This is a genomic window from Bradyrhizobium sp. 138, from assembly GCF_023074075.1.
GTDB lineage: Bacteria > Pseudomonadota > Alphaproteobacteria > Rhizobiales > Xanthobacteraceae > Bradyrhizobium.
Genome location: NZ_JADPKT010000020.1, coordinates 112,161 through 130,773, shown reverse-complemented (window position 1 = coordinate 130,773; position 18,613 = coordinate 112,161). Strand labels below are relative to the sequence as shown.

Genomic DNA, 18,613 nt, shown 5'->3' with positions numbered 1-18,613 from the left:
TCCCCACGTTGCGGAGAGAGGTGTAAGAACAACACCGGCCGCGTTTCGCGGCCGGCTTCTCTTTGAAGAGTCCGAAAAGAATGGCGATCACGCTCTCTGGCGATCAGGCAATCCCCGGCCCGCCCCTGTCGTCGCGGCTGACCCCGGCGCAGGTCTGGGGCATCGTGCTGCTCGCGCCCTATCTGCTCGTTTTCCTGGCCTTCGTGGTCTATCCCGTCTGCTACGGGCTGTGGCTGGCGCGCGCTCCGGCAAACTATGTCGCGCTCTACAACGATCCGATCTTCGCGCGGGCCGCGGTCAACACGCTGATCTTCCTGGTCATCGGCATCAACATCAAGATGCTGATCGCGCTGTTTCTGTCCGGCTTCTTCGCCGTGCAGCGCCCCTGGATCAAATGGCTCTCGGTGATCTTCATCCTGCCCTGGGCAGTGCCGTCGATCCCGACCATCCTGTCGGTCCGGTTCATGCTCAATCCCGAATGGGGCATGATCAACCATTTCATCTTCTCCTTCACCGGCGATGACGGCCCGAACTGGCTGAACGACCCGACCGTGGCGCTCAGCATGGCGATCGCCGTGCACATCTGGAAGTCGCTGCCGTTCTGGACGCTGATCCTGATCACCGGCCGCCTTGCGATCTCGCATGATCTGTTCGAGGCCGCCGAGGTCGACGGCGCGAGCTGGTGGCAGAAATTCCGCTACATCACCTGGCCGTCGATGCAGACGCTCTACGTCACTTGCACGCTGCTCTCGATGATCTGGACGCTCGGCGACTTCAACAGCGTCTATCTGCTCACCGGCGGGGGACCTGCCGACCTCACGCATGTGCTGTCGACGCTCGGCATCCGCTATCTCCGGCTCGACCAGCTCTCGCTGGCAATGGCATCCATCGTCTGCGCGATGCCGTTCGTCCTGCCGCTCGTGTACTTCATGATGAAACGGTTGTCGCGATGAAGATCCCCTCCTTGCGCGAAGTCGGGACCGAAGCGCGGCTCCTGCTGATCGGCATTCCCGTCTTCCTGTGGACGATGATCCCGATCTATCACATGTTCCTGTTCGCGATTTCCCCGAAGGAGGACGCGTTCTCGGGCAAGCTGTGGCCGGATCATCCGACGCTGCATAATTTCGAGATCGTGTTCAAGCAGCAGCACTACTTCCTGCGCGATTTCTACGTGCAGTTCTGGAATTCGGTGGTGATCGCGGCATCGGTCGGCGTGCTGACGCTGTTCATCGCGACCGCGGCCGCGTTTTCGATCTCGCGGCTGAAGGTGCCGGGCGGACGCGTGGTGCTCAACCTCGCGCTCTTCACCTATTTCATCCCGGCGGCGTTCCTCGCCGTGCCGATGTACCGGACCATGGGCAATTACGGCCTGCTCAACAATCACTGGTCGCTGATCCTGGCCATGGTGACGATCGCCAGCCCCTACGCGATCTGGGTGCTCAAGCAGGCCTCCGACAAGCTGCCGGTCGAGCTGGACGAGGCCGCCGTGATGGACGGCGCGACGACGCTTCAGATCTTCCGCCTGGTCTACCTGCCGCTGATGATGCCCTCGCTGGTCGCGATCGGCACCTATGCGGTGCTGCTGGCCTGGAACGAATATCTCTACGCGTTCCTGCTGCTCTCCAACGACCGCGAGATCACCCTCCCCGTCGCGCTCGGCAACTTCCTCGCCGCCGACGATTCGCCCTGGGAGCTGCTGATGACCACCGGCTTCATCTACGCGCTGCCGCCGGCCGCAGTCTACTACGCCTTCCGCCGCTATATGGTGGGCGGTCTCACGGCGGGCGCGGTGAAGTCCTGACGCTGCAGGACGCATCGCGGCGCTGCAAGCAGGGATGTTTGAGTGACAGCGTGGGCAATTGAAGATTGTCCACGCCTGCTCTAACCTCCGGGTCCTATGGCGGGGGCCCGCATCATGCGCAGCAACGACGCGATCCATCTCGGCCTGATGCTGCTGGCGCTCGCGGCCGCCTATCTAGTTCCGTTCGAGCTGCTGCTGTTGGCCTATGTCGTGCTCGGTCCGGCGCATTACTTCACCGAGATCTCGTGGCTGCATGACCGCAGCTACTATCTGCCCCATCGCGGGATTGCCGCGGCCCTCGCCATCGTGGCCGTGGTCGCGGCGCTGATCGACAACGCCTCGTGGTTCGGTTTTGCGATGTGGGCAGCGCTGATCGCGTGCGCCATGCTGGCGGCAACGAATTCGGCGATCGAGAGCATGCTGCTGTTCATGGCGGCGATCGCTTTGTCCGCGATCATGTATTCGAGCGGGTCCTCGCTCGCCGTCATCGGCATCTTGATTCCGACCCTGATCCACGTCTCATTGTTCACACTGATCTTCATGGTGCTCGGCGCTTACCGGTCCGGAAGCCGGGTGCAGGCTGCGCTGGTGGTGGCCTACCTCGTCGCCATCGCCACGATCCTGTTGCTGCCGCCAACCGCCGAAATCCGCGTTGCAAGCTTTGCCCGCGTCGGACAGGACTATTTCGGCAATGTCGGCCCGGCCCTCGGCCGGCTGTTCGGCGTGCCCGGCCTCGTCCTCGACGCAAGGCTGACCAGCCTGCTCGCGTTCGTCTACACCTATCACTACCTCAACTGGTTCATCAAAGCCGACGTGATCCGCTGGACCGCGGTGCCGAAGGTGCGGCTGGCGGCGATGGCCGCCGCCAGTGCAGCTGCCACTGCGCTCTATTTCTACGACTATGCATTCGGCTTCACCTTCCTGCTTGCGCTGAGCCTGATCCATATCCTTCTGGAGTTTCCACTCGATGCGCTGGCGCTGCGGCAGCTCGGCGCGGCCGTCCAGGACGCAACCCGAGCGCGGTTCGCGGCGCGGACGGCTACAGCGGCGCGGCGCTCTCGCCCTGCGAGCTCGACAGTTTCGAAGCGAGCGAGGCGATGACGATGACCCCTGCGATCAGGGCGATCACCAGCGTGCAGATCGCGTTGATCTCGGGCTTCACGCCCAGCCGCACCTCCGAGTAGATCCGGATCGGCAGTGTGGCTGAGCCGGGGCCGGTGGTGAAGCTCGCGATCACGAGATCGTCCAGCGACAGCGTGAAGGCCAGCATCCAGCCGGCGACGATCGCAGGCGCGATCAGCGGCAGCGTCACCGAAAGAAAAGCGCGGACCGGGTCGCAGCCGAGGTCCATCGCGGCCTCCTCCAGCGAGCGATCGAGCGAGCCGAGCCGGGACTGCACGACCACGGCGACGAAGCACATCGTCAGCGTGGTATGGGCGATCGTCACGGTCCAGAAGCCGCGCTCGGCGTTGAGCGCCACGAACAACAGCAGCAGCGACAATCCCGTGATCACCTCCGGCATCACCAGCGGCGCATAGAGCATGCCGGAGAACAGCGTCCGGCCGCGAAACCGCTCGCCGCGCGACAGCGCGACCGCCGCGAGCGTGCCGAGCAGCGTGGCGATGGTGGCGGAGGAGACCGCGACCCGCAGGCTCATCCAGGCCGCCTCGATCATGGCGCGGTCATTGAAGAACTCGTGATACCAGCGCAGCGACCAGCCGCCCCACACCGTCACCAGCCGCGAGGCGTTGAAGGAATAGATGACGAGGATGAGGATCGGCAGGTAAAGGAACGCCAGCCCGAGCGTGAGCGCGGCGATGTTGAAGCGGGAGAGACGGGAGAGCTTGCGCATCGTCTCAGCGCCCCTGTTCCAGCTGCCGCTTCTGCAGCCGCTCATACAGCAACAGCGGCGCCAGCAACACCACCAGCAGCACGATGGCCGCCGCGGACGCGACCGGCCAGTCCTTGTTGGTGAAGAATTCGAGCCAGAGCGTCTGGCCGATCATCAGCGAATTGGAGCCGGCCAGAAGGTCCGGGATGACGAACTCACCGACGATCGGGATGAAACACAGGAGCACGCCGGCACCGACGCCGGGCAGCGACAATGGGAAGGTGACGAGCCAGAACACCTGCCAGGGCGGCGCGCCGAGATCACCGGCGGCCTCCTCCAGCGCCGGCTCCATCTTGGCGAGCGTGGCATAGAGCGGCAGGATCATGAACGGCAGATAGGAATAGACGATGCCGATATACATCGCGCTGTCGGTGGAGAGCCACACTACGGGTTGGCTGACCAGATGCAGCGTAAGCAGGATCTGGTTGAGCAGGCCGTCGTGCTGGAGGATGTTGATCCAGGCATAGATGCGGATCAGGAACGAGGTCCAGAACGGCACGATCACCAGCACCATCGCCACCGCCTGCCAACTCTTCGGCAGCCGCGCCATGCCATAGGCGATGGGATAGCCGATCAGGAGCAACAGCGCAGTCGCCGTGACGGCGACGGTGAGGCTGCGCACGTAAGCGAACACGTAGATGTCGTCGGAGATCAGCAGCCTGAAATTGTCGATCGACAACGCGGCAAGCGCCGTCTTCAGCGTCTCCCATCCCGCCGTCAGGTCGAACACCGGATCGTAGGGCGGCTGCGCGATCGCGGTCTGCGACAGGCTGATCTTCAGCACGAAGGCGAACGGCACCAGGAAGAACAGCACCATCCAGACATAGGGTGTTATGGCAGCAAAGCGCGCCGGCCGCGCGAAGATGCGGCGGGAGCTCATGATTGCAGCACCACGCAATCGTCGGGGGTGAACCATGCGACCACGTTCTGGTTCACGCTGTAGGCGTCGACGTCGAGACGCGCGCTGTTGACGACTGAAGCTTGCACCGTTCCACCGGTGTCGAGCTTCACCCTGTACGTGGTGGTGCCGCCGAGATAGCAGATGTCGGCGATCACGCCGTCCAGACTGTTGATCGCCGTTTCACGGCCGGCCTCGGACACCGGGGCGCGACGCGACAGCTTGACCTTCTCGGGCCGGATCGCGACCGACAATCTCGTCTCGCCGACCGGCTCGCGCGGCTCGGCCGTCACCAGCGTGCCCGCTTCACGCGTGGCAATCACCAGGCGATGACCGTCACGCAGCTTGAACTCGCCGTCGAACACATTGACGTCGCCGACGAACTCGGCGATCCAGCGCGAGCGCGGCCCCTCGTAAAGTTCGCGCGGGCTCGCGACCTGGGCCAGCTTGCCTGATTTCATCACGCCGATCCGGCTCGCCATCGTCATCGCCTCCTCCTGGTCGTGGGTGACGATGATGAAGGTCATGCCGAGCCGGCGCTGCAGCTCCATCAGCTCGGCTTGCGTGCTCTCGCGCAGCTTCTTATCGAGCGCCGCGAGCGGCTCGTCGAGCAGCAGGAGCTGCGGCCGACGCGCCAATGCGCGCGCGAGCGCGACGCGCTGGCGCTGGCCGCCGGAGAGCTGGTCCGGCTTGCGCTTCTCCAGCCCGTCGAGCTTCACCAGCGCAACCATCTCCGCAACACGCGTGGCGATATCAGCGCGCGCCATACCTGCGCGCTTCAGGCCGAAGGCGATGTTGTCGCGCACCGACAGATGCGGAAACAGCGCGTAGTTCTGGAACATCATGTTGATCGGGCGCTCATGCGGCATCGTACTCGCGATGTCCTTGCCGCCGAGCAAAATGCGCCCCTCGTCCGGCGCCTCGAAGCCGGCGAGCATGCGGAGCAGCGTGGTCTTGCCGCAGCCGCTCGGGCCCAGCAGCGCGAAGAACTCGCCGGCCTTGATGTCGAGCGAGACGCCGTCCACGGCGCGGAACGTCCCAAAGGTCTTGGCAACGCCCTCGATGCGCAGCAACGGCTGGCCGGCGGCGGCCGGGTCTCCATCGGCCGCACCTGTTGCGGCGTGCGTTTTGGGCAATACGTCGGTCATGTTCCCTGCCAACCCCGATTCCGCCGCACGCTAGCGGCCGATCAGGCTTTGCTCAACAGGTTCGGGATGGATCGTTCACACTTGCCATGAATACCGCCAGCGCGTCGCGATCCGCCGCCGGCATCGTCAGGCCCAGCTTGGAACGACGCCACAGGACATCATCCGGAAAACGCGCCCATTCGCAGGTCATGAGATAGCGCACCTCGGCACCGGTCAGTTCGGGGCCGAAGGCTGGGCCGAGTTCTTCGCGCGTCTTCGCCTCGCCGAACACCACCGACACGCGCGAGCCATAGGCCGCGACCAGCCGCTGGGCCTCCGTCTCCCCAAGAAACCGCCAGCGGTCGCGCGCAAGGTCGACCTCCGTGTCGAAGCGGTCCCAGGCGAAATCGCCGCCGGGCAGCGTTGCGCCGGCGGTCCAAGGCGGCGACATCGGATAGAACGGCGTCAGCTTCGTCACCGCCCGCTCGGCGCGCAGACGCGAGGTGGTGACGTCGCCGCCGAACATCGTGAGCAACGGCGCTTTGCGCCGGCGCGCATGGAACAGGGTCGTGCCGTCACCCCGGCGAGCGGACGCGGGTGCCAGATTGACGCCGGAGACCGTCCGGACCACATCGGTCGGGGCGACGCGCTCACGGAAATAGCGGCTGGCCGCCTCGCAGAGATAACTCACATCAGCCCCTCGCATCGCGACGATTGCAGGATCGCCGGTGAAATCATGCGTGACCGTGCCGATCAGGGTGAAGTCGCGCTCGAAGGGGGATGCGAAGATCAGTCGGCCATCGCTGTTCTGGAAGACGTAGACGTTGTCTGAATCGAACAGCTTGGGCACGACGATCTGGCTCATCTGCATGGCCGCGACAGTGGGCTGCGGCTGCCGCAGCACGGTCTCCGCGACCATCGGCGCCCACGCCCCGGTGGTGTTGGCCAGCGCCCGGGCCGTGATGGTGCGGCGATGGCCGCGATCGACCACCGCGAGCCGCCAGGTATCGGTTCGATCGGCGCGCACGCAGCGCGCCCCGGTCCGGATCGCCGCGCCGCGTTCGACGGCGTCGAGCGCGGTGAGCACCACCAGGCGGGAATCGTCGACGACGCAGTCCGAATATTCGAAGGCCGTGCCGAACGGGCGCTTGAGCGCGTTGCCGACCGGATGATGGGTGATGTCGAGCGTCGCCGATCCAGGCAGCCCGCTCCGGCTGGCGAGGCTGTCATAGAGGAACAGGCCGGCACGCAGCAGCCATGGCGGACGTTCCTCGGAATGCGCGGGGATCACGAAGCGCATCGGCCGGACCAGATGCGGCGCGATGGCGAGCCAGATCCGGCGCTCCGCCAACGCCCGGCGCACCCGCCGGAAGCCGCGACGTTCCAGCACTGACAGATCGCCGTGGATCAGACGCGGGGTCGCCGACGACGCCGCGCCGCCGAGATCGCCCTGCTCGAACAGGATAACCCGCAGGCCGCGGCCCGCCGCATCGCGCGCAAGGCTGACACCGTTCAGACCGCCGCCGATGATCGCAAGGTCGTAGTCCGCCATGAAGCCGTCGAGAAGGAGCGAAGCGCCCCATCATCACTAGAGCCATTTCCGTTCCGATGAAATCGGAACGGGGCTCTAGATTCTTGTTTTGACACGTTTTCTTGACGCGAACCGGTATCCACTTCGCTCGAAAACGCTTCTAGCCGGTCTTCAGCGCTAGCTCCATGACTTCGGCGCGGCCGACGAGGCCGGCATATTTCCCGATCGGCGAGGGCTTGCCGAGCAGATAACCCTGCACGCCGTCACAGCCCTCCTTGGCCAGGAAGGCGAGTTGTTCGATCGTCTCGACGCCCTCGGCGATGATCGACATGTCGAGGCCGTGGCCGAGATCGATCACCGCGCGAACGATCGCCGCCGATTGCGGGTTGCGGCCGAGATTGATGATGAAGGTGCGGTCGATCTTGATCTTGTCGAACGGGAACGCCTGGAGATAGCTCAGCGAGGAGTAGCCGCTGCCGAAATCGTCCATGGAAATCCGCACGCCGAGCGCCTTCAGGCGGCGCAGCAGCGCCAGGCCCCGGTCGAAATCTTCGATCAGCACGCCCTCGGTGATCTCGAGCTCGAGCCGGCCGGGTGCAAGGCCGGTCTCGATCAGGATCGAATGGACGAGGCCAACCACGTCGCCGTGCATGAACTGCGCCGGCGACAGGTTGACCGCGACCTGGAGCGGCTTCGGCCAGGACGCCGCCTCGCGGCAGGCCTCGCGCAGGATCCACTCGCCCATCTCGACGATCAGGCCGCTCTCTTCGGCGATTGGGATGAATTCGGCCGGCGAGACCTGGCCGCGCACCGGATGCTGCCAGCGCGCCAGCGCCTCGAAGCCGATGATCTCGCTCTCGGCGACGCTTTGGCCGGCGGCGCCTTGCGGCTGAAAGGCGAGCGAGAGCTCGCCGTTCTTGATCGCCATCGACAGATCCTGGTGCAGCACGCGGCGATCGCGGATCTGCTGGTCCATCTCGGGCTGGTAGAGGCTGATCGTGCCGCGGGACTTCTGCTTGGCGCGGAACAGCGCCGCACCGGCATTGGCGAGCAGCGAGGCGCCGTCGCTGCCATTGTGCGGGAAGACCGCCATGCCGGTGGTGACGCCGGCGCGGACAGCCCGACCGTCGATCTGGAATTCCCTCGCGACGGCTTCGCCGAGCTGCTGGGCCAGCGCGAGGCCCGCGTCCGGCTGCTTGCCGTCGATGATGAGGCCGAATTCGTCGCCGGACAGGCGCGCGACCACGCCGCCGCGGGCGGAATCCTGAAGCCGCTGGGCCACCTCGATCAGGAGCTTGTCGCCGAGCGCATGGCCGAAGACGTCGTTGACCTCCTTGAGGCCGTCGAGGTCGACACAGAGGACGGCGAACTCCTCGCTGGTGCCTTCGCAGGCCTCGATCATCTGGGTCAGCGCTTGAAGGAAGGCGGCGCGGTTCGGCAAATCGGTGAGGCCGTCGTGATAGGCCATGTGCGCCATGCGCGACTCGGTCTGCCGGCGGTCGGTGACGTCTTCGTGGGTCTTGATCAGATATTGCGGCTCGCCGGCATCGCTCAGCACGGTAGCGCGGCGGGTCAGGAACAGCCGCAGGCCGTCCTTGGTGGAGATCGGATGCTCCTCGGTGATCATCCCGCGTTTCTTGATCGCGGCCTCGTCGCGCGCGACGATCAGCTTGGCTTCCTTGGGATTGAAGATGTCGGACGCGGTGAGGCCCGTGGCCTCCTCGCGCCGGCGGTTGAGGATCGTCTCCGCGCTGCGATTGGCGAGCAGATAGCGGCCGTCCTTGACCTGCTCGACGATCAGCGCCACCGGGATGTTGTCGACCACCAGATCGAGGAACTTCTTGGCGCTCTCCAGTTCCTTCGACAGCGAGCGGCGGTCCGTGATGTCCTCGAACACCAGCATCAGGAATTCGGGCTTGTTGCTCTCGTTGCGGACCACGATCCGGACCGAGGCGACCATGCGCCGCTCGCCGCCACGATCGACCTCGAATTCGTTGCGGAACTGGCCGTCCGGTGAATTGAGCGCCGCCTGGTCGGTCGCCTCGATGGTGGCCGCCGAGACGGACGCGAACAGCTCGCGCGCATTCTTGCCCACGACATGATCGCGCGAAAACCCCCAGAACCGCTCATAGGCGGTGTTGGCGAAGATATAGCGGCCGTCCTCGATGTTCTTCGCGGCCACGCAGGCCGGCACATTGTCCAGCACCGTTTCGAGGAACTGCTTGGTCGAGGCGAGCTGTCGCGACAGCCGGCGCTGCTCGCTGACGTCGAGATGCGTCGCCACCGAGCCGCCGTTCGGCAGCACGAAATATTTCACCAGGATGGCCCGTCCGTCCGGCAGTTCCGTGATCAGACCGTTGGTGCTGGCCGCCTTCTCGTAGAACTCGTCGTCGGAGGCGACGCCGAGCACGCCGCGCTTGCGTCGCAGTTCGAGGAGCTCATGGCCGCTCATGTTGGCCCAGACTTCCGAGCGGGTCAGCCCGTAGATCTCGAGATAGCGGTCATTGCAGAAGATGACGCGTCGCTGCGCATCCGTCATCACTACGCCCTGATTGAGATTGTTCATGGCGGAGGAGACGAAGGCGTTGCGCCGCAACTGCAAACGCCTGGTCCGGCGCAGCGAGGAATGGATCCACAGCACGATCGCGGCGAGGAACGCGCAGACGACGATGCCCGCGATCAGGACTTCCCAGACCACGTTGGGATCCAGCTGGCCGAGATAGCTCGGCGCGGCGAGGCTGTCCGACAGCGCAAAGGCGCGCGCGGGCGCAACCGTGCCGGCCAGGCACACAACGGCCTGCACAGCAATCAGAAGCGTGCTGCCCACGTGCCAGTTCTTCTCAGCCATCAGCCACCCGCGATTTCAACGTCGGATTGTCTGGCTTCACGCGTTTGGATCGGGTAAACGCCTGTACGCGCAACAGAAAAATGTGACGTAAAATACGCCAATTGGCCTGACATGATAAATTCTTCCTTAACGGAAAATGGCCCCGCGCCGCTCTTCCCAGGCCTGATGCCACCGGCGCTTCCAGCGGACATCCTGCACAACCATGGATAGGGTCGATTGCGTTGTCATCGGAGCCGGCGTGGTCGGGCTCGCGGTGGCCCGAAAGCTGGCGCAGGCCGGGCGCGAAGTCATCGTGCTCGAGGAGGCCGAGGCGATCGGCACCATCACCTCCTCGCGCAACAGTGAGGTGATCCATGCCGGCATCTACTACCGGGCCGGGAGCTGGATGGCGCGCATGTGCGTCGACGGCAAGCACGCGCTCTACCGCTATTGTGCCGAGCGCGGCATCCCGCACAGCAATTGCGGCAAGCTGATCGTCGCGACCAGCCCGCAGGAGACCGCGAAGCTGCAATCGATCAAGGCGCATGCCGAGGCCAATGGCGTGCTCGACATGCAGCTGCTCACGGGCGAGGCGGCACGCGCGCTGGAGCCGGCGCTCGCCTGCGACGCCGCGCTGCTGTCGCCATCAACGGGCATCATCGACAGCCACGCCTACATGCTTTCGCTGCGCGGCGAAGCCGAGGCATCGGGCGCGGCCTTCGCGTTTCATACCCCGCTGATCCGCGCCAAGGCGGCGAACGGCCTCATCGAAATCGAGGCCGGCGGCGAGGCGCCGATGACGCTGCAATGCAGCCTCCTCGTCAACGCCGCGGGGCTGTCGGCGACGCATGTGGCCCGCAACATCGAGGGCATGCCGCTGGAGCGGATTCCGCCGGCCTATCTCGCCAAGGGAAATTACTTCAGCTGCAATGCCAAGGCGCCGTTCTCGCGCCTGATCTACCCGGTGCCCGAGCCCGGCGGCTTAGGGGTGCACCTGACGCTGGACATGGCGGGACAAGCGCGCTTCGGCCCCGACGTCGAGTGGATCGAGACGATCAATTACGAGGTCGATCCGTCACGCGCCGAGCGCTTCTATCCGGCGATCCGCAAATACTGGCCGACACTGCCGGACGGCGCATTGATGCCGAGCTATTCGGGAATCCGGCCGAAGATCGTGCCGCCCGCGGTGGCGACGCAGGACTTCCTGATGCAAGGCCCGCGCGATCACGGCGTCGCAGGGCTGGTCAACCTGTTCGGTATCGAATCCCCGGGACTGACGTCGTCGCTCGCGATCGCCGATCACGTCGCCGAGCTCGCAAGCAGCTAAATCGCGCAAACATCTTTGCACGGTACGCACCCTGCCGCAGGGATGAGCGCAAAGGCACTCATCCCTGCGGGATAGGGTACGATCAACTCTACGCTGTTACGGGGGTTACTAGTGGAGCGTGTCGCCTTGCCTGAGACGCTCGATCTGGTCCTTGACCATCAACTTCCGGCGCTTCAACTCAACAATTTGCAGGTCGTCTGTTGAAAGGTGCACGAGAGCTTCGTGCAATTCGTTTTCGAGAAGTTTGTGCTTCCGCTCCAATTCAACGAGATGTGCCTGAATTGTCATTCGAAACCTCCTCGGTAGGGTTGAACCTCAGGATTCGATCCGGACACCGAAGTCTACATCACCGATTCGTTCTGTCGATGGGTATCCGTCGTCGCAGCTTCATTTTTGAAAATTCATATGTAACGAAGCGTGAGTAAAGGAACCGCACAGGGAAAAATCCATGATATCAATGCGCTTGCGCGGCACCTATAAGCACCCCGCAGAAATATCTTGCGGGAGATCGGCGAGCGAAGGTTGCAGATCGCTTGCGATCACGCCGCGCAAGGACGATAATTTCCACAGGGCATCCACAGCCTTAAGTCTCACGCCTATCGGTTTTCGGCCACCGCAGACATGACCAATGAAGACGAGCGTGAGCTCGAAACCGAGCTCACCCGGTTGCAGCAGGAACACCGAGATCTCGATGCGGCGATCGATGCACTGCATCAATCGCCCGCCCCCGACCTGTTGCGACTACAGCGGTTGAAGAAGCGCAAGCTGTTGTTGCGGGACCGCATCGCGTTCATCGAAGACCAGATTACCCCGGACATCATCGCCTGATCCGTGCGCCACTTCGTGCAGTGGATCGCCACATGAATCCGCTTGACTCGAAAAGAACAAAATAGGAACATTTGAGCACCCCAACGCCCCCAGGAAACGCCCAAGGACAACAGGACAACGCAGATGTCGCCAACCGCCCTTCTCGACAACAGCCATTATGAACAGGCCTGCGATCAGGCGATCGCAATGTGCGACGGCAATCTGCGCAGCACCATCAAGGCGCTGATCATGGCCAACGAATATCTGGAAGCCGAGCTGGAGGAATTGCAGGCGGCGATTTCCGCCGGCTGCATTCCGGAGACTTCACGCAGCAAGATGCGGAGCAGCGCCGCCTGAGTTTTAGTATTGGAGCAACGCCATGTCGGACGTGACCTATTACGTTGCAATGCCCTTTTTGATCGATGCCGACGGCTCGCCTGTCGCGGGCGCAGCGGAAGAATGCCAGAGTTCGACGGCCGCGTTGCGGCGCGCCGAACTCTTGTCGCGGGGTGCAGGCCATATCGGCGCGGTCGCCTTCAGCCGCAGCGGTGATCCCATGACCGGCGAATTCGGCGACGCCACGCTGTTGCGCAAATTCGGCAACGTGCCCGAAGATCTCGCCACGCTGTAGAAGTCAGCTGCTGACCAGCCTGATCCGCGGCTCGTGCCGCCGGTGTGCCTTGCGCACATACATGGCGGCATCCGCCTCCTCCAGGGCGCGGCTTGCGTCGGACTGCGCCCCCAGCAGCGCGACCCCTGCGGAGGCGCCCGCAGTCACGTGCTGGCCGCGAAAGACAAAGGACAATTCGTCGACCGCCTGCTCAAAGGCGGCCGCCTTCGCCTTGGCGTCGGTCTCGCTGAGATTCCAGAGCAGCAGCGCGAACTCGTCGCCCCCGAGCCGGCCGACCACATCGGAGGCACGGACCTGCCGCGTCAGCGTGGCGGCAATCGCCTTGAGCACCTCGTCGCCGGCGCCATGACCGAATGAATCGTTGATCGGCTTCAACCGATCGACGTCGAGCACGATCAGCGCCCCGCTGGCGCGGTAGCGCTTCATGTAGGCGACGGCGCGCGCGAGCTCGCGCTCGAAGCCGCGCCGGTTGGGAATCTCGAGCAGGAAATCGGTGTCGGCCGCAGCTTCCAGTTCCGCGACCCGGCGCTGTGCCGCCTTGAGCTTGGTCCGCAAGCCCCGGATCGTCGCCCTTACGCCATCCCTGGCTCCATCATCGCCCGACGCGCCGGGCGCCGGCGGCTTCGCCGGACGCTTGGTCAGTCGCTTTGGGGTGGCTTTGGATCGGCCGGCGCTGGTCTTCCGGCCCTTTTTGGCCTTCGCAGCGCTCGCCCTTTTCAGTTTCTTCATGGGCATCCTGCTCAATGAAGGCTTGCGGGGATTCACCAAGACAGGATAGTGGATTCCCTTCTCCTTGCCACCGCCTTGCGAGCCGCCGGCCGGAACCGTTAATCTGGCCTATCCTTCTGTTTTTCGGGCACAATTAAAGTCATGACCGCGCCGATCGCCATCATCATGGGAAGCCAGTCGGACTGGGACACGATGCGGCACGCCGCCGACACGCTTGCCGCACTCGGCGTTGCCGCCGACAGCCGCATCGTTTCGGCTCACCGCACCCCCGACCGGCTGTTTGCTTTCGCCAAGGGAGCCAAGGCGGCGGGTTACAAGGTCATCATCGCCGGCGCTGGAGGCGCTGCCCATCTGCCCGGCATGGCGGCGGCCCTGACCGAGCTTCCGGTGTTCGGCGTTCCCGTCGAATCCAAGACGCTCAAGGGCCTCGATTCGCTCTATTCAATCGTCCAGATGCCCGCCGGCATCCCGGTCGGCACCCTCGCCATCGGCAAGGCCGGCGCGATCAACGCCGCGCTGCTGGCAGCGTCCGTCCTGGCCTTGTCCGACCCGGCCTTGTCCAATCGCCTCGCCGCCTGGCGCAAGGCTCAGACCGAGGCCGTCGCCGAGTTCCCGGAGGACAAGGCGTGACCGACAGCAGGCACGTCAAGCTGAAGCCCGGTGACACCATCGGAATCCTCGGCGGCGGACAATTGGGCCGGATGCTGGCCATGGCTGCGGCGCGGCTCGGCCTACGCTCCCAGGTGTTCTCGCCCGATCCGGACTCGCCGGCCTTCGACGTCGTCTTGAACGCGACCTGTGCCGAATATGCCGATGTCGAAGCGCTCGAAATGTTCGCGGGCGACGTCGACGTCATCACCTACGAATTCGAGAACGTGCCCGCCGCGGCCGCGATGGTGCTCGATGCGCGCCGACCCGTGCTGCCCAACCGCAAGATTCTCGAGACCACCCAGGACCGGCTCGCCGAGAAGGATTTTGTCACCCGGCTCGGCATCGGCACCGCAGCCTACGCCGATGTCACCTCAGTGGCTTTATTGCGCGAGGCGATCCTCAGGATCGGTCTTCCCGCCGTGCTCAAGACCCGCCGCTTCGGTTATGACGGCAAGGGCCAGGCCATCATCCGCGAGGGCGACGACATCGCCAAGGTGTGGACCAGCCTCGCCACGAAATCGGCGATCCTGGAAGCCTTCGTGCCGTACGAGCGCGAGATCTCCGTGATCGCCGCACGATCGGTCACAGGCCAGGTCGAATGCTTCGACGTCACCGAGAACGAGCACCGCGACCACATCCTGAAAATATCGCGCGCGCCCGCACCGATCCCGGATTCGCTCGCCGAGGACGCGCGCAGCATCGCCGGCAAGATCGCGAGCGCGCTCGACTATGTCGGCGTTCTCGCCGTCGAGATGTTCGTGCTCGCCAACGGCACCGGGCCGAAGGTGCTGGTCAACGAGATCGCCCCGCGCGTGCACAATTCCGGGCACTGGACGCTGGACGGCGCCTCCGTCTCGCAGTTCGAGCAGCATATCCGCGCCATCGCCGGCTGGCCGCTCGGCAAGCCGGTGCGCCACGGTGACATCGTCACCATGACCAATCTGATCGGCGACGAGATCAACGACTACGAGAAGTGGCTCAGCATGCCGGGCGCGACCGTGCACATCTACGGCAAGGGCACGCCGCGCCCCGGCCGCAAGATGGGTCACGTCACCGAAGTCAGGCCGCCGAAGGGCACGTAGCGGGACCGCAGCAACCGCTGCGATCCCACTTTGCGATTTTTGTTTTGACGCGTTTTCTTGACGCGAACCGGTATCCACTTCGCTCGAAAACGCTCTCTACGCCGTCTTCGCGCCCGCGACGACGCCCGCGGGCTCCTCGCTGAGCCAGCGATAGACCACCCCGCCCAGCGCGCCGCCGATCAACGGCGCGACCCAGAACAGCCAGAGCTGCGCCGTTGCCCATCCGCCGACGAACAACGCTGGGCCGGTGCTGCGCGCCGGGTTCACCGAGGTGTTGGTGACGGGGATGCTGACGAGATGGATCATCACCAGCGCGAGCCCGATCGCGAGCGGTGCGAAGCCTGCGGGCGCGCGGCCATGCGTGGCGCCCATGATGATGAACAGGAACATCATGGTCATCACCACCTCGGTGAGGAAGCACACGATCATGCTGTACTGGCCGGGCGAATGCGCGTCATAGCCGTTGGATGCGAAGCCCTTGCTGACGTCGAATCCGGGAGCCCCGCTGGCGATGACATAGAGCAGCCACGCCGCCACGATCGCCCCGGCGACCTGGGCGATCACATAGGGCAGGATCTGCCCGGCGGGAAAACGGCCGCCGGCAGCAAGACCGACCGTGACGGCCGGGTTGAGATGGCAACCCGAGATATGGCCGATGGCATAGGCCATGGTGACGACGCTCAAGCCGAACGCGAGGGAAACACCGACCAGGCCGATTCCGACCTGAGGAAAGCCCGCGGCGATCACCGCGCTCCCGCAACCTGCGAATGTGAGCCAAAACGTGCCGATGGCTTCAGCGGCGTATTTCTTGATATCCATGTGTCGTCCCCTACTTTCAAGTATCCGGAACAAGGCTCCGGAAACGGCCCCACCTTTGGCGTCGAATCTCCCAAATCAGGGCCGCACGGAGGCATTCTGCCTCATTTAATGGCTGAACTTGGCCCGAATCCCCGCTTGGCCGGTGGACATCCCCCCTTTTGTCTGATACATCCGCGCCCTCAAGGTTAAGGGCTTGCGCGTTTCGCCATCCCCTTCGTCTTATCAGAATTCAAATCCGATCCACCAAAGAGGATGCCGCGTGCAGGTTCTCGTTCGCGATAACAATGTCGATCAAGCCCTCAAGGCGCTGAAGAAGAAGATGCAGCGCGAGGGAATTTTCCGCGAGATGAAGCTCCGCGGTCACTACGAAAAGCCCTCCGAGAAGAAGGCCCGCGAAAAGGCCGAAGCCGTGCGCCGCGCGCGCAAGCTGGCCCGCAAGAAGCTGCAGCGCGAAGGCCTGCTGCCGATGAAGCCGAAGCCGGTGTTCGGCGCCGGCCCGGGCGGTGATCGCGGCGGTCGTGGCGGCCCCGGTGCGGGTCCGCGCGGTCCGCGCTGATTGACCTACCGCATTTAGCAAGATTTCAGTTTCCGATGACGCGGGCCCCCTGGCCCGCGTTATTGTTTGTGAGCGGTGCCTTTCTAAACCGGCACTTCCCGATGCGGCGCCAATGCGCGATGAGTTTAGGACAAAGTGTCATCGCCCTTTAGTTTGTTGTCTGGGCATGATCTCTTTGGAAGATCACTGCCCACTTTTCGCTAACGCGGCCCTTCGGGTCCGGATCATGCTCTAGCGCGAGCGAACCGTAGATGGCCTCTCCTTTCTCCGAGCGCGGCTTGGCACGGCTACGCCAGACCTGGCAGCGGCCGTTCGCGCTGACCTTGATGGGGATCGCACTGTGCGGCTGCTCCTTCGATCTGGGATCGCTGATGCCGGAGAAGGACAAGCCTCAGGAAGCACCCAAGGCGGCTGCGCCGGTTGAGAGCGCGGTGAGCGCCGGCAACGTCACCGAAGCCCAGGCCCACACTGCAAAAGCCCAATCCCTGGCCAAGTCCGGCGAGACCGCGGCAGCGCTCGACGAGTTCAATCGCGCCGTCGGGCTCGATCCCTATAATGCGCAGGCGCTTTATGGCCGCGCCCTGATCTACCAGGGCAATCACCAGCACGATTTCGCGATCGCCGATTTCAGTGCTGCGAGCGGCCTCAACCCGCAGAAGGTCGAGCCGCTGCTCGGCCGCGCCGCCAGCTATCTTGCGCTCGGCAAGGTCAAGGAGGCCGCGGCCGATCTCGATGAGGCCTCCGAGGCCGATCCGCACAACGCCCAGGTCTGGACCACGCGCGGACAGGCCTATGAAAGGCTGGGCGACAAGACCAAGGCGGCGGCGTCCTACACCAGGGCTGTCTCGCTTCGCCCACGCGACGACGCTGCGCGCAGCGGCCTCGCTCGCGTCGGCGGGTGACGATTTGGACGCGGCGCAGGCGCTGTCTTAGTCGGGGGTGGCGCTCTTCGGCAGAACGGAGTTGAACATCGACTTCATGCCCGAGAGCATCTCGTCGGCGACATTGGTCTTCTTCGGCCGCGGCAAGGAGGCACCGGCATCGGCGCGCAGATCGAGCGGCGGCGCGATCACCGGCACGGGAATGTCAGCCGGCGGCGTCACTCGATTCGGATCGTCGTTGCTGACCGAGGCCGTGTGGGGCGGATTGGCCGACGAGGCGCCATCATTGCCATAAGCATCAGATGAGGGCGTCGATACCGTGATCGGCGGCGGCAGCGGGCGGACCGGAGCCGGCTCCATGCTGATGACCCGCGGGGCCTCCGGCGTGCGAGCGGCTTCCCGCACCGCAGGCTCTGGCGGCCTCTCGGCTGCTTTGGCCTCGGCCGGCCGAACCTCGGCGGGCTTGGTTTCGGAAGATCTGGCCTCAGCGGACGATTTGCCCTCAGCGGATTTGCCCTCAGGCGACTTGCGCAGGCGCTCGATCGCGGCACGCACGAGATCGTTGGCGTCGGGGGTTGCAGCCGGCGCCGCATTAGCCTCCGCCACCGGGGCAGCGGGAGCGGCTGCAGTGACGGCCGGGGTCGAGGTCGGCGCAGACTTGGCGGCCGCCTTCTCACGCGCTGGCTTGCCGCGCGGATTGGCCTCGGCCGGTGTCACATCCGCAGCCTTGTGCTCGACGACCGGCTGATCGGCGGCCTTCTCGGCCGCCGGCTTGTCCGTCACGCTCTTCTCGGGAATGCCTTTGGCCTTGACGCCGGGCGCTGGGAGATTGGCGACATCGGCGGGCTTGCCGTTCTTGCCGGCCTCGGCCGGCGCCACGACGGCCGCGGGGGCATCAGCCGCCGGCTTGGCGTTGATGTAATGGTTAACGATGTACGCCCCGATGATCGTCGCGAGCACCGAGGGGAAAATATCCATCGAGATTTTAGCGAGGTATTTCAGCATTTCTCGGCCACTCCCCGCGCGATCTGATGCGGGAACTTTAGGGCATTGTG

20 protein-coding genes are annotated in these 18,613 nt (G+C 64.6%); 11 read left to right on the top strand and 9 right to left on the bottom strand.

The window, feature by feature from the left end; genetic code table 11:
- The first annotated feature begins 80 nt into the window (after nucleotides 1–80).
- From IVA79_RS11175 to IVA79_RS11165, 3 genes are all read left to right on the top strand, one after another.
- Nucleotides 81–953 (top strand): sugar ABC transporter permease, encoded by an 873-nt coding sequence (locus tag IVA79_RS11175; protein ID WP_247552788.1) that lies wholly within the window; start codon nucleotides 81–83, stop codon nucleotides 951–953.
- Complete coding sequence (locus IVA79_RS11170; RefSeq protein ID WP_247552785.1) at nucleotides 950–1,801, top strand: carbohydrate ABC transporter permease; 852 nt, start codon at nucleotides 950–952, stop codon at nucleotides 1,799–1,801. Before IVA79_RS11175 ends, IVA79_RS11170 begins: the two co-directional genes overlap by 4 nt.
- A 114-nt stretch (nucleotides 1,802–1,915) precedes the next feature.
- Nucleotides 1,916–2,902, top strand: a complete 987-nt coding sequence (locus IVA79_RS11165) for a hypothetical protein (RefSeq protein WP_247552783.1) — start codon at nucleotides 1,916–1,918, stop codon at nucleotides 2,900–2,902.
- Here the strand turns inward: IVA79_RS11165 and IVA79_RS11160 are convergent.
- From IVA79_RS11160 to IVA79_RS11140, 5 genes are all read right to left on the bottom strand, one after another.
- Nucleotides 2,841–3,653 carry an ABC transporter permease subunit gene (locus tag IVA79_RS11160; protein ID WP_247552782.1) on the bottom strand — a complete coding sequence of 271 codons (813 nt, stop codon included), beginning with the start codon at nucleotides 3,651–3,653 and terminating at the stop codon, nucleotides 2,841–2,843. The two genes, IVA79_RS11165 and IVA79_RS11160, sit on opposite strands and share 62 nt — an antisense overlap.
- A 4-nt stretch (nucleotides 3,654–3,657) precedes the next feature.
- On the bottom strand, nucleotides 3,658–4,572 hold the full coding sequence (locus IVA79_RS11155) for an ABC transporter permease (protein WP_247552780.1): 915 nt from the start codon (nucleotides 4,570–4,572) through the stop codon (nucleotides 3,658–3,660).
- Nucleotides 4,569–5,738 carry an ABC transporter ATP-binding protein gene (locus IVA79_RS11150; protein WP_247552778.1) on the bottom strand — a complete coding sequence of 390 codons (1,170 nt, stop codon included), beginning with the start codon at nucleotides 5,736–5,738 and terminating at the stop codon, nucleotides 4,569–4,571. The genes IVA79_RS11155 and IVA79_RS11150 overlap by 4 nt, the downstream gene beginning before the upstream one ends.
- 52 nt (nucleotides 5,739–5,790) lie before the next feature.
- The gene (locus tag IVA79_RS11145; protein ID WP_247552776.1) at nucleotides 5,791–7,269 is read right to left on the bottom strand and encodes a glycerol-3-phosphate dehydrogenase; all 1,479 of its coding nucleotides are present in this window, start codon (nucleotides 7,267–7,269) and stop codon (nucleotides 5,791–5,793) included.
- Between the two features lie 139 nt (nucleotides 7,270–7,408).
- Nucleotides 7,409–10,096 (bottom strand): EAL domain-containing protein, encoded by a 2,688-nt coding sequence (locus IVA79_RS11140; RefSeq protein ID WP_247552774.1) that lies wholly within the window; start codon nucleotides 10,094–10,096, stop codon nucleotides 7,409–7,411.
- A 202-nt stretch (nucleotides 10,097–10,298) separates the two neighbouring features.
- Between IVA79_RS11140 and IVA79_RS11135 the strand changes: the two genes are divergently transcribed.
- The gene (locus IVA79_RS11135) at nucleotides 10,299–11,402 is read left to right on the top strand and encodes an NAD(P)/FAD-dependent oxidoreductase (protein ID WP_247552772.1); all 1,104 of its coding nucleotides are present in this window, start codon (nucleotides 10,299–10,301) and stop codon (nucleotides 11,400–11,402) included.
- A gap of 108 nt (nucleotides 11,403–11,510) precedes the next feature.
- Here IVA79_RS11135 and IVA79_RS11130 read toward each other — a convergent pair whose 3' ends face one another.
- Entirely contained in the window at nucleotides 11,511–11,690 is a 180-nt protein-coding gene (locus tag IVA79_RS11130; protein WP_247552770.1) for a DUF465 domain-containing protein, read from the bottom strand.
- Between the two features lie 333 nt (nucleotides 11,691–12,023).
- On the opposite strand from IVA79_RS11130, the gene IVA79_RS11125 reads away from it, so the two are divergent.
- The 3 genes from IVA79_RS11125 (at nucleotide 12,024) to IVA79_RS11115 (ending at nucleotide 12,840) form a co-directional block, all read left to right on the top strand.
- Complete coding sequence (locus IVA79_RS11125) at nucleotides 12,024–12,230, top strand: DUF465 domain-containing protein (protein WP_148771963.1); 207 nt, start codon at nucleotides 12,024–12,026, stop codon at nucleotides 12,228–12,230.
- A 123-nt stretch (nucleotides 12,231–12,353) separates the two neighbouring features.
- The gene (locus tag IVA79_RS11120; protein ID WP_247552768.1) at nucleotides 12,354–12,566 is read left to right on the top strand and encodes a hypothetical protein; all 213 of its coding nucleotides are present in this window, start codon (nucleotides 12,354–12,356) and stop codon (nucleotides 12,564–12,566) included.
- 22 nt (nucleotides 12,567–12,588) lie between these two features.
- Nucleotides 12,589–12,840, top strand: a complete 252-nt coding sequence (locus IVA79_RS11115; protein ID WP_247322107.1) for a hypothetical protein — start codon at nucleotides 12,589–12,591, stop codon at nucleotides 12,838–12,840.
- A gap of 3 nt (nucleotides 12,841–12,843) precedes the next feature.
- Here IVA79_RS11115 and IVA79_RS11110 read toward each other — a convergent pair whose 3' ends face one another.
- The gene (locus IVA79_RS11110; RefSeq protein ID WP_247552766.1) at nucleotides 12,844–13,569 is read right to left on the bottom strand and encodes a GGDEF domain-containing protein; all 726 of its coding nucleotides are present in this window, start codon (nucleotides 13,567–13,569) and stop codon (nucleotides 12,844–12,846) included.
- A 141-nt stretch (nucleotides 13,570–13,710) separates the two neighbouring features.
- Here IVA79_RS11110 and purE point away from each other — a divergent pair, with 141 nt between their 5' ends.
- Both purE and IVA79_RS11100 read left to right on the top strand, forming a co-directional pair.
- Complete coding sequence (gene purE, locus IVA79_RS11105) at nucleotides 13,711–14,199, top strand: 5-(carboxyamino)imidazole ribonucleotide mutase (protein ID WP_247552764.1); 489 nt, start codon at nucleotides 13,711–13,713, stop codon at nucleotides 14,197–14,199.
- The gene (locus tag IVA79_RS11100; RefSeq protein ID WP_247552762.1) at nucleotides 14,196–15,302 is read left to right on the top strand and encodes a 5-(carboxyamino)imidazole ribonucleotide synthase; all 1,107 of its coding nucleotides are present in this window, start codon (nucleotides 14,196–14,198) and stop codon (nucleotides 15,300–15,302) included. The genes purE and IVA79_RS11100 overlap by 4 nt, the downstream gene beginning before the upstream one ends.
- Before the next feature lie 96 nt (nucleotides 15,303–15,398).
- On the opposite strand, the gene aqpZ is transcribed toward IVA79_RS11100, so the two are convergent.
- Nucleotides 15,399–16,121, bottom strand: coding sequence for an aquaporin Z (gene aqpZ, locus IVA79_RS11095; protein WP_247552760.1), 723 nt, complete (start codon nucleotides 16,119–16,121; stop codon nucleotides 15,399–15,401).
- 259 nt (nucleotides 16,122–16,380) lie between these two features.
- On the opposite strand from aqpZ, the gene rpsU reads away from it, so the two are divergent.
- Together rpsU and IVA79_RS11085 are read left to right on the top strand one after the other, a co-directional pair.
- Entirely contained in the window at nucleotides 16,381–16,677 is a 297-nt protein-coding gene (rpsU, locus tag IVA79_RS11090; protein ID WP_008546194.1) for a 30S ribosomal protein S21, read from the top strand.
- Between the two features lie 251 nt (nucleotides 16,678–16,928).
- Entirely contained in the window at nucleotides 16,929–17,579 is a 651-nt protein-coding gene (locus IVA79_RS11085) for a tetratricopeptide repeat protein (protein WP_247552758.1), read from the top strand.
- A 27-nt stretch (nucleotides 17,580–17,606) separates the two neighbouring features.
- Here IVA79_RS11085 and IVA79_RS11080 read toward each other — a convergent pair whose 3' ends face one another.
- Nucleotides 17,607–18,563: a hypothetical protein gene (locus IVA79_RS11080; protein ID WP_247552756.1), complete on the bottom strand. Its 957-nt coding sequence runs from the start codon at nucleotides 18,561–18,563 to the stop codon at nucleotides 17,607–17,609.
- Nucleotides 18,564–18,613 lie beyond the last annotated feature (50 nt).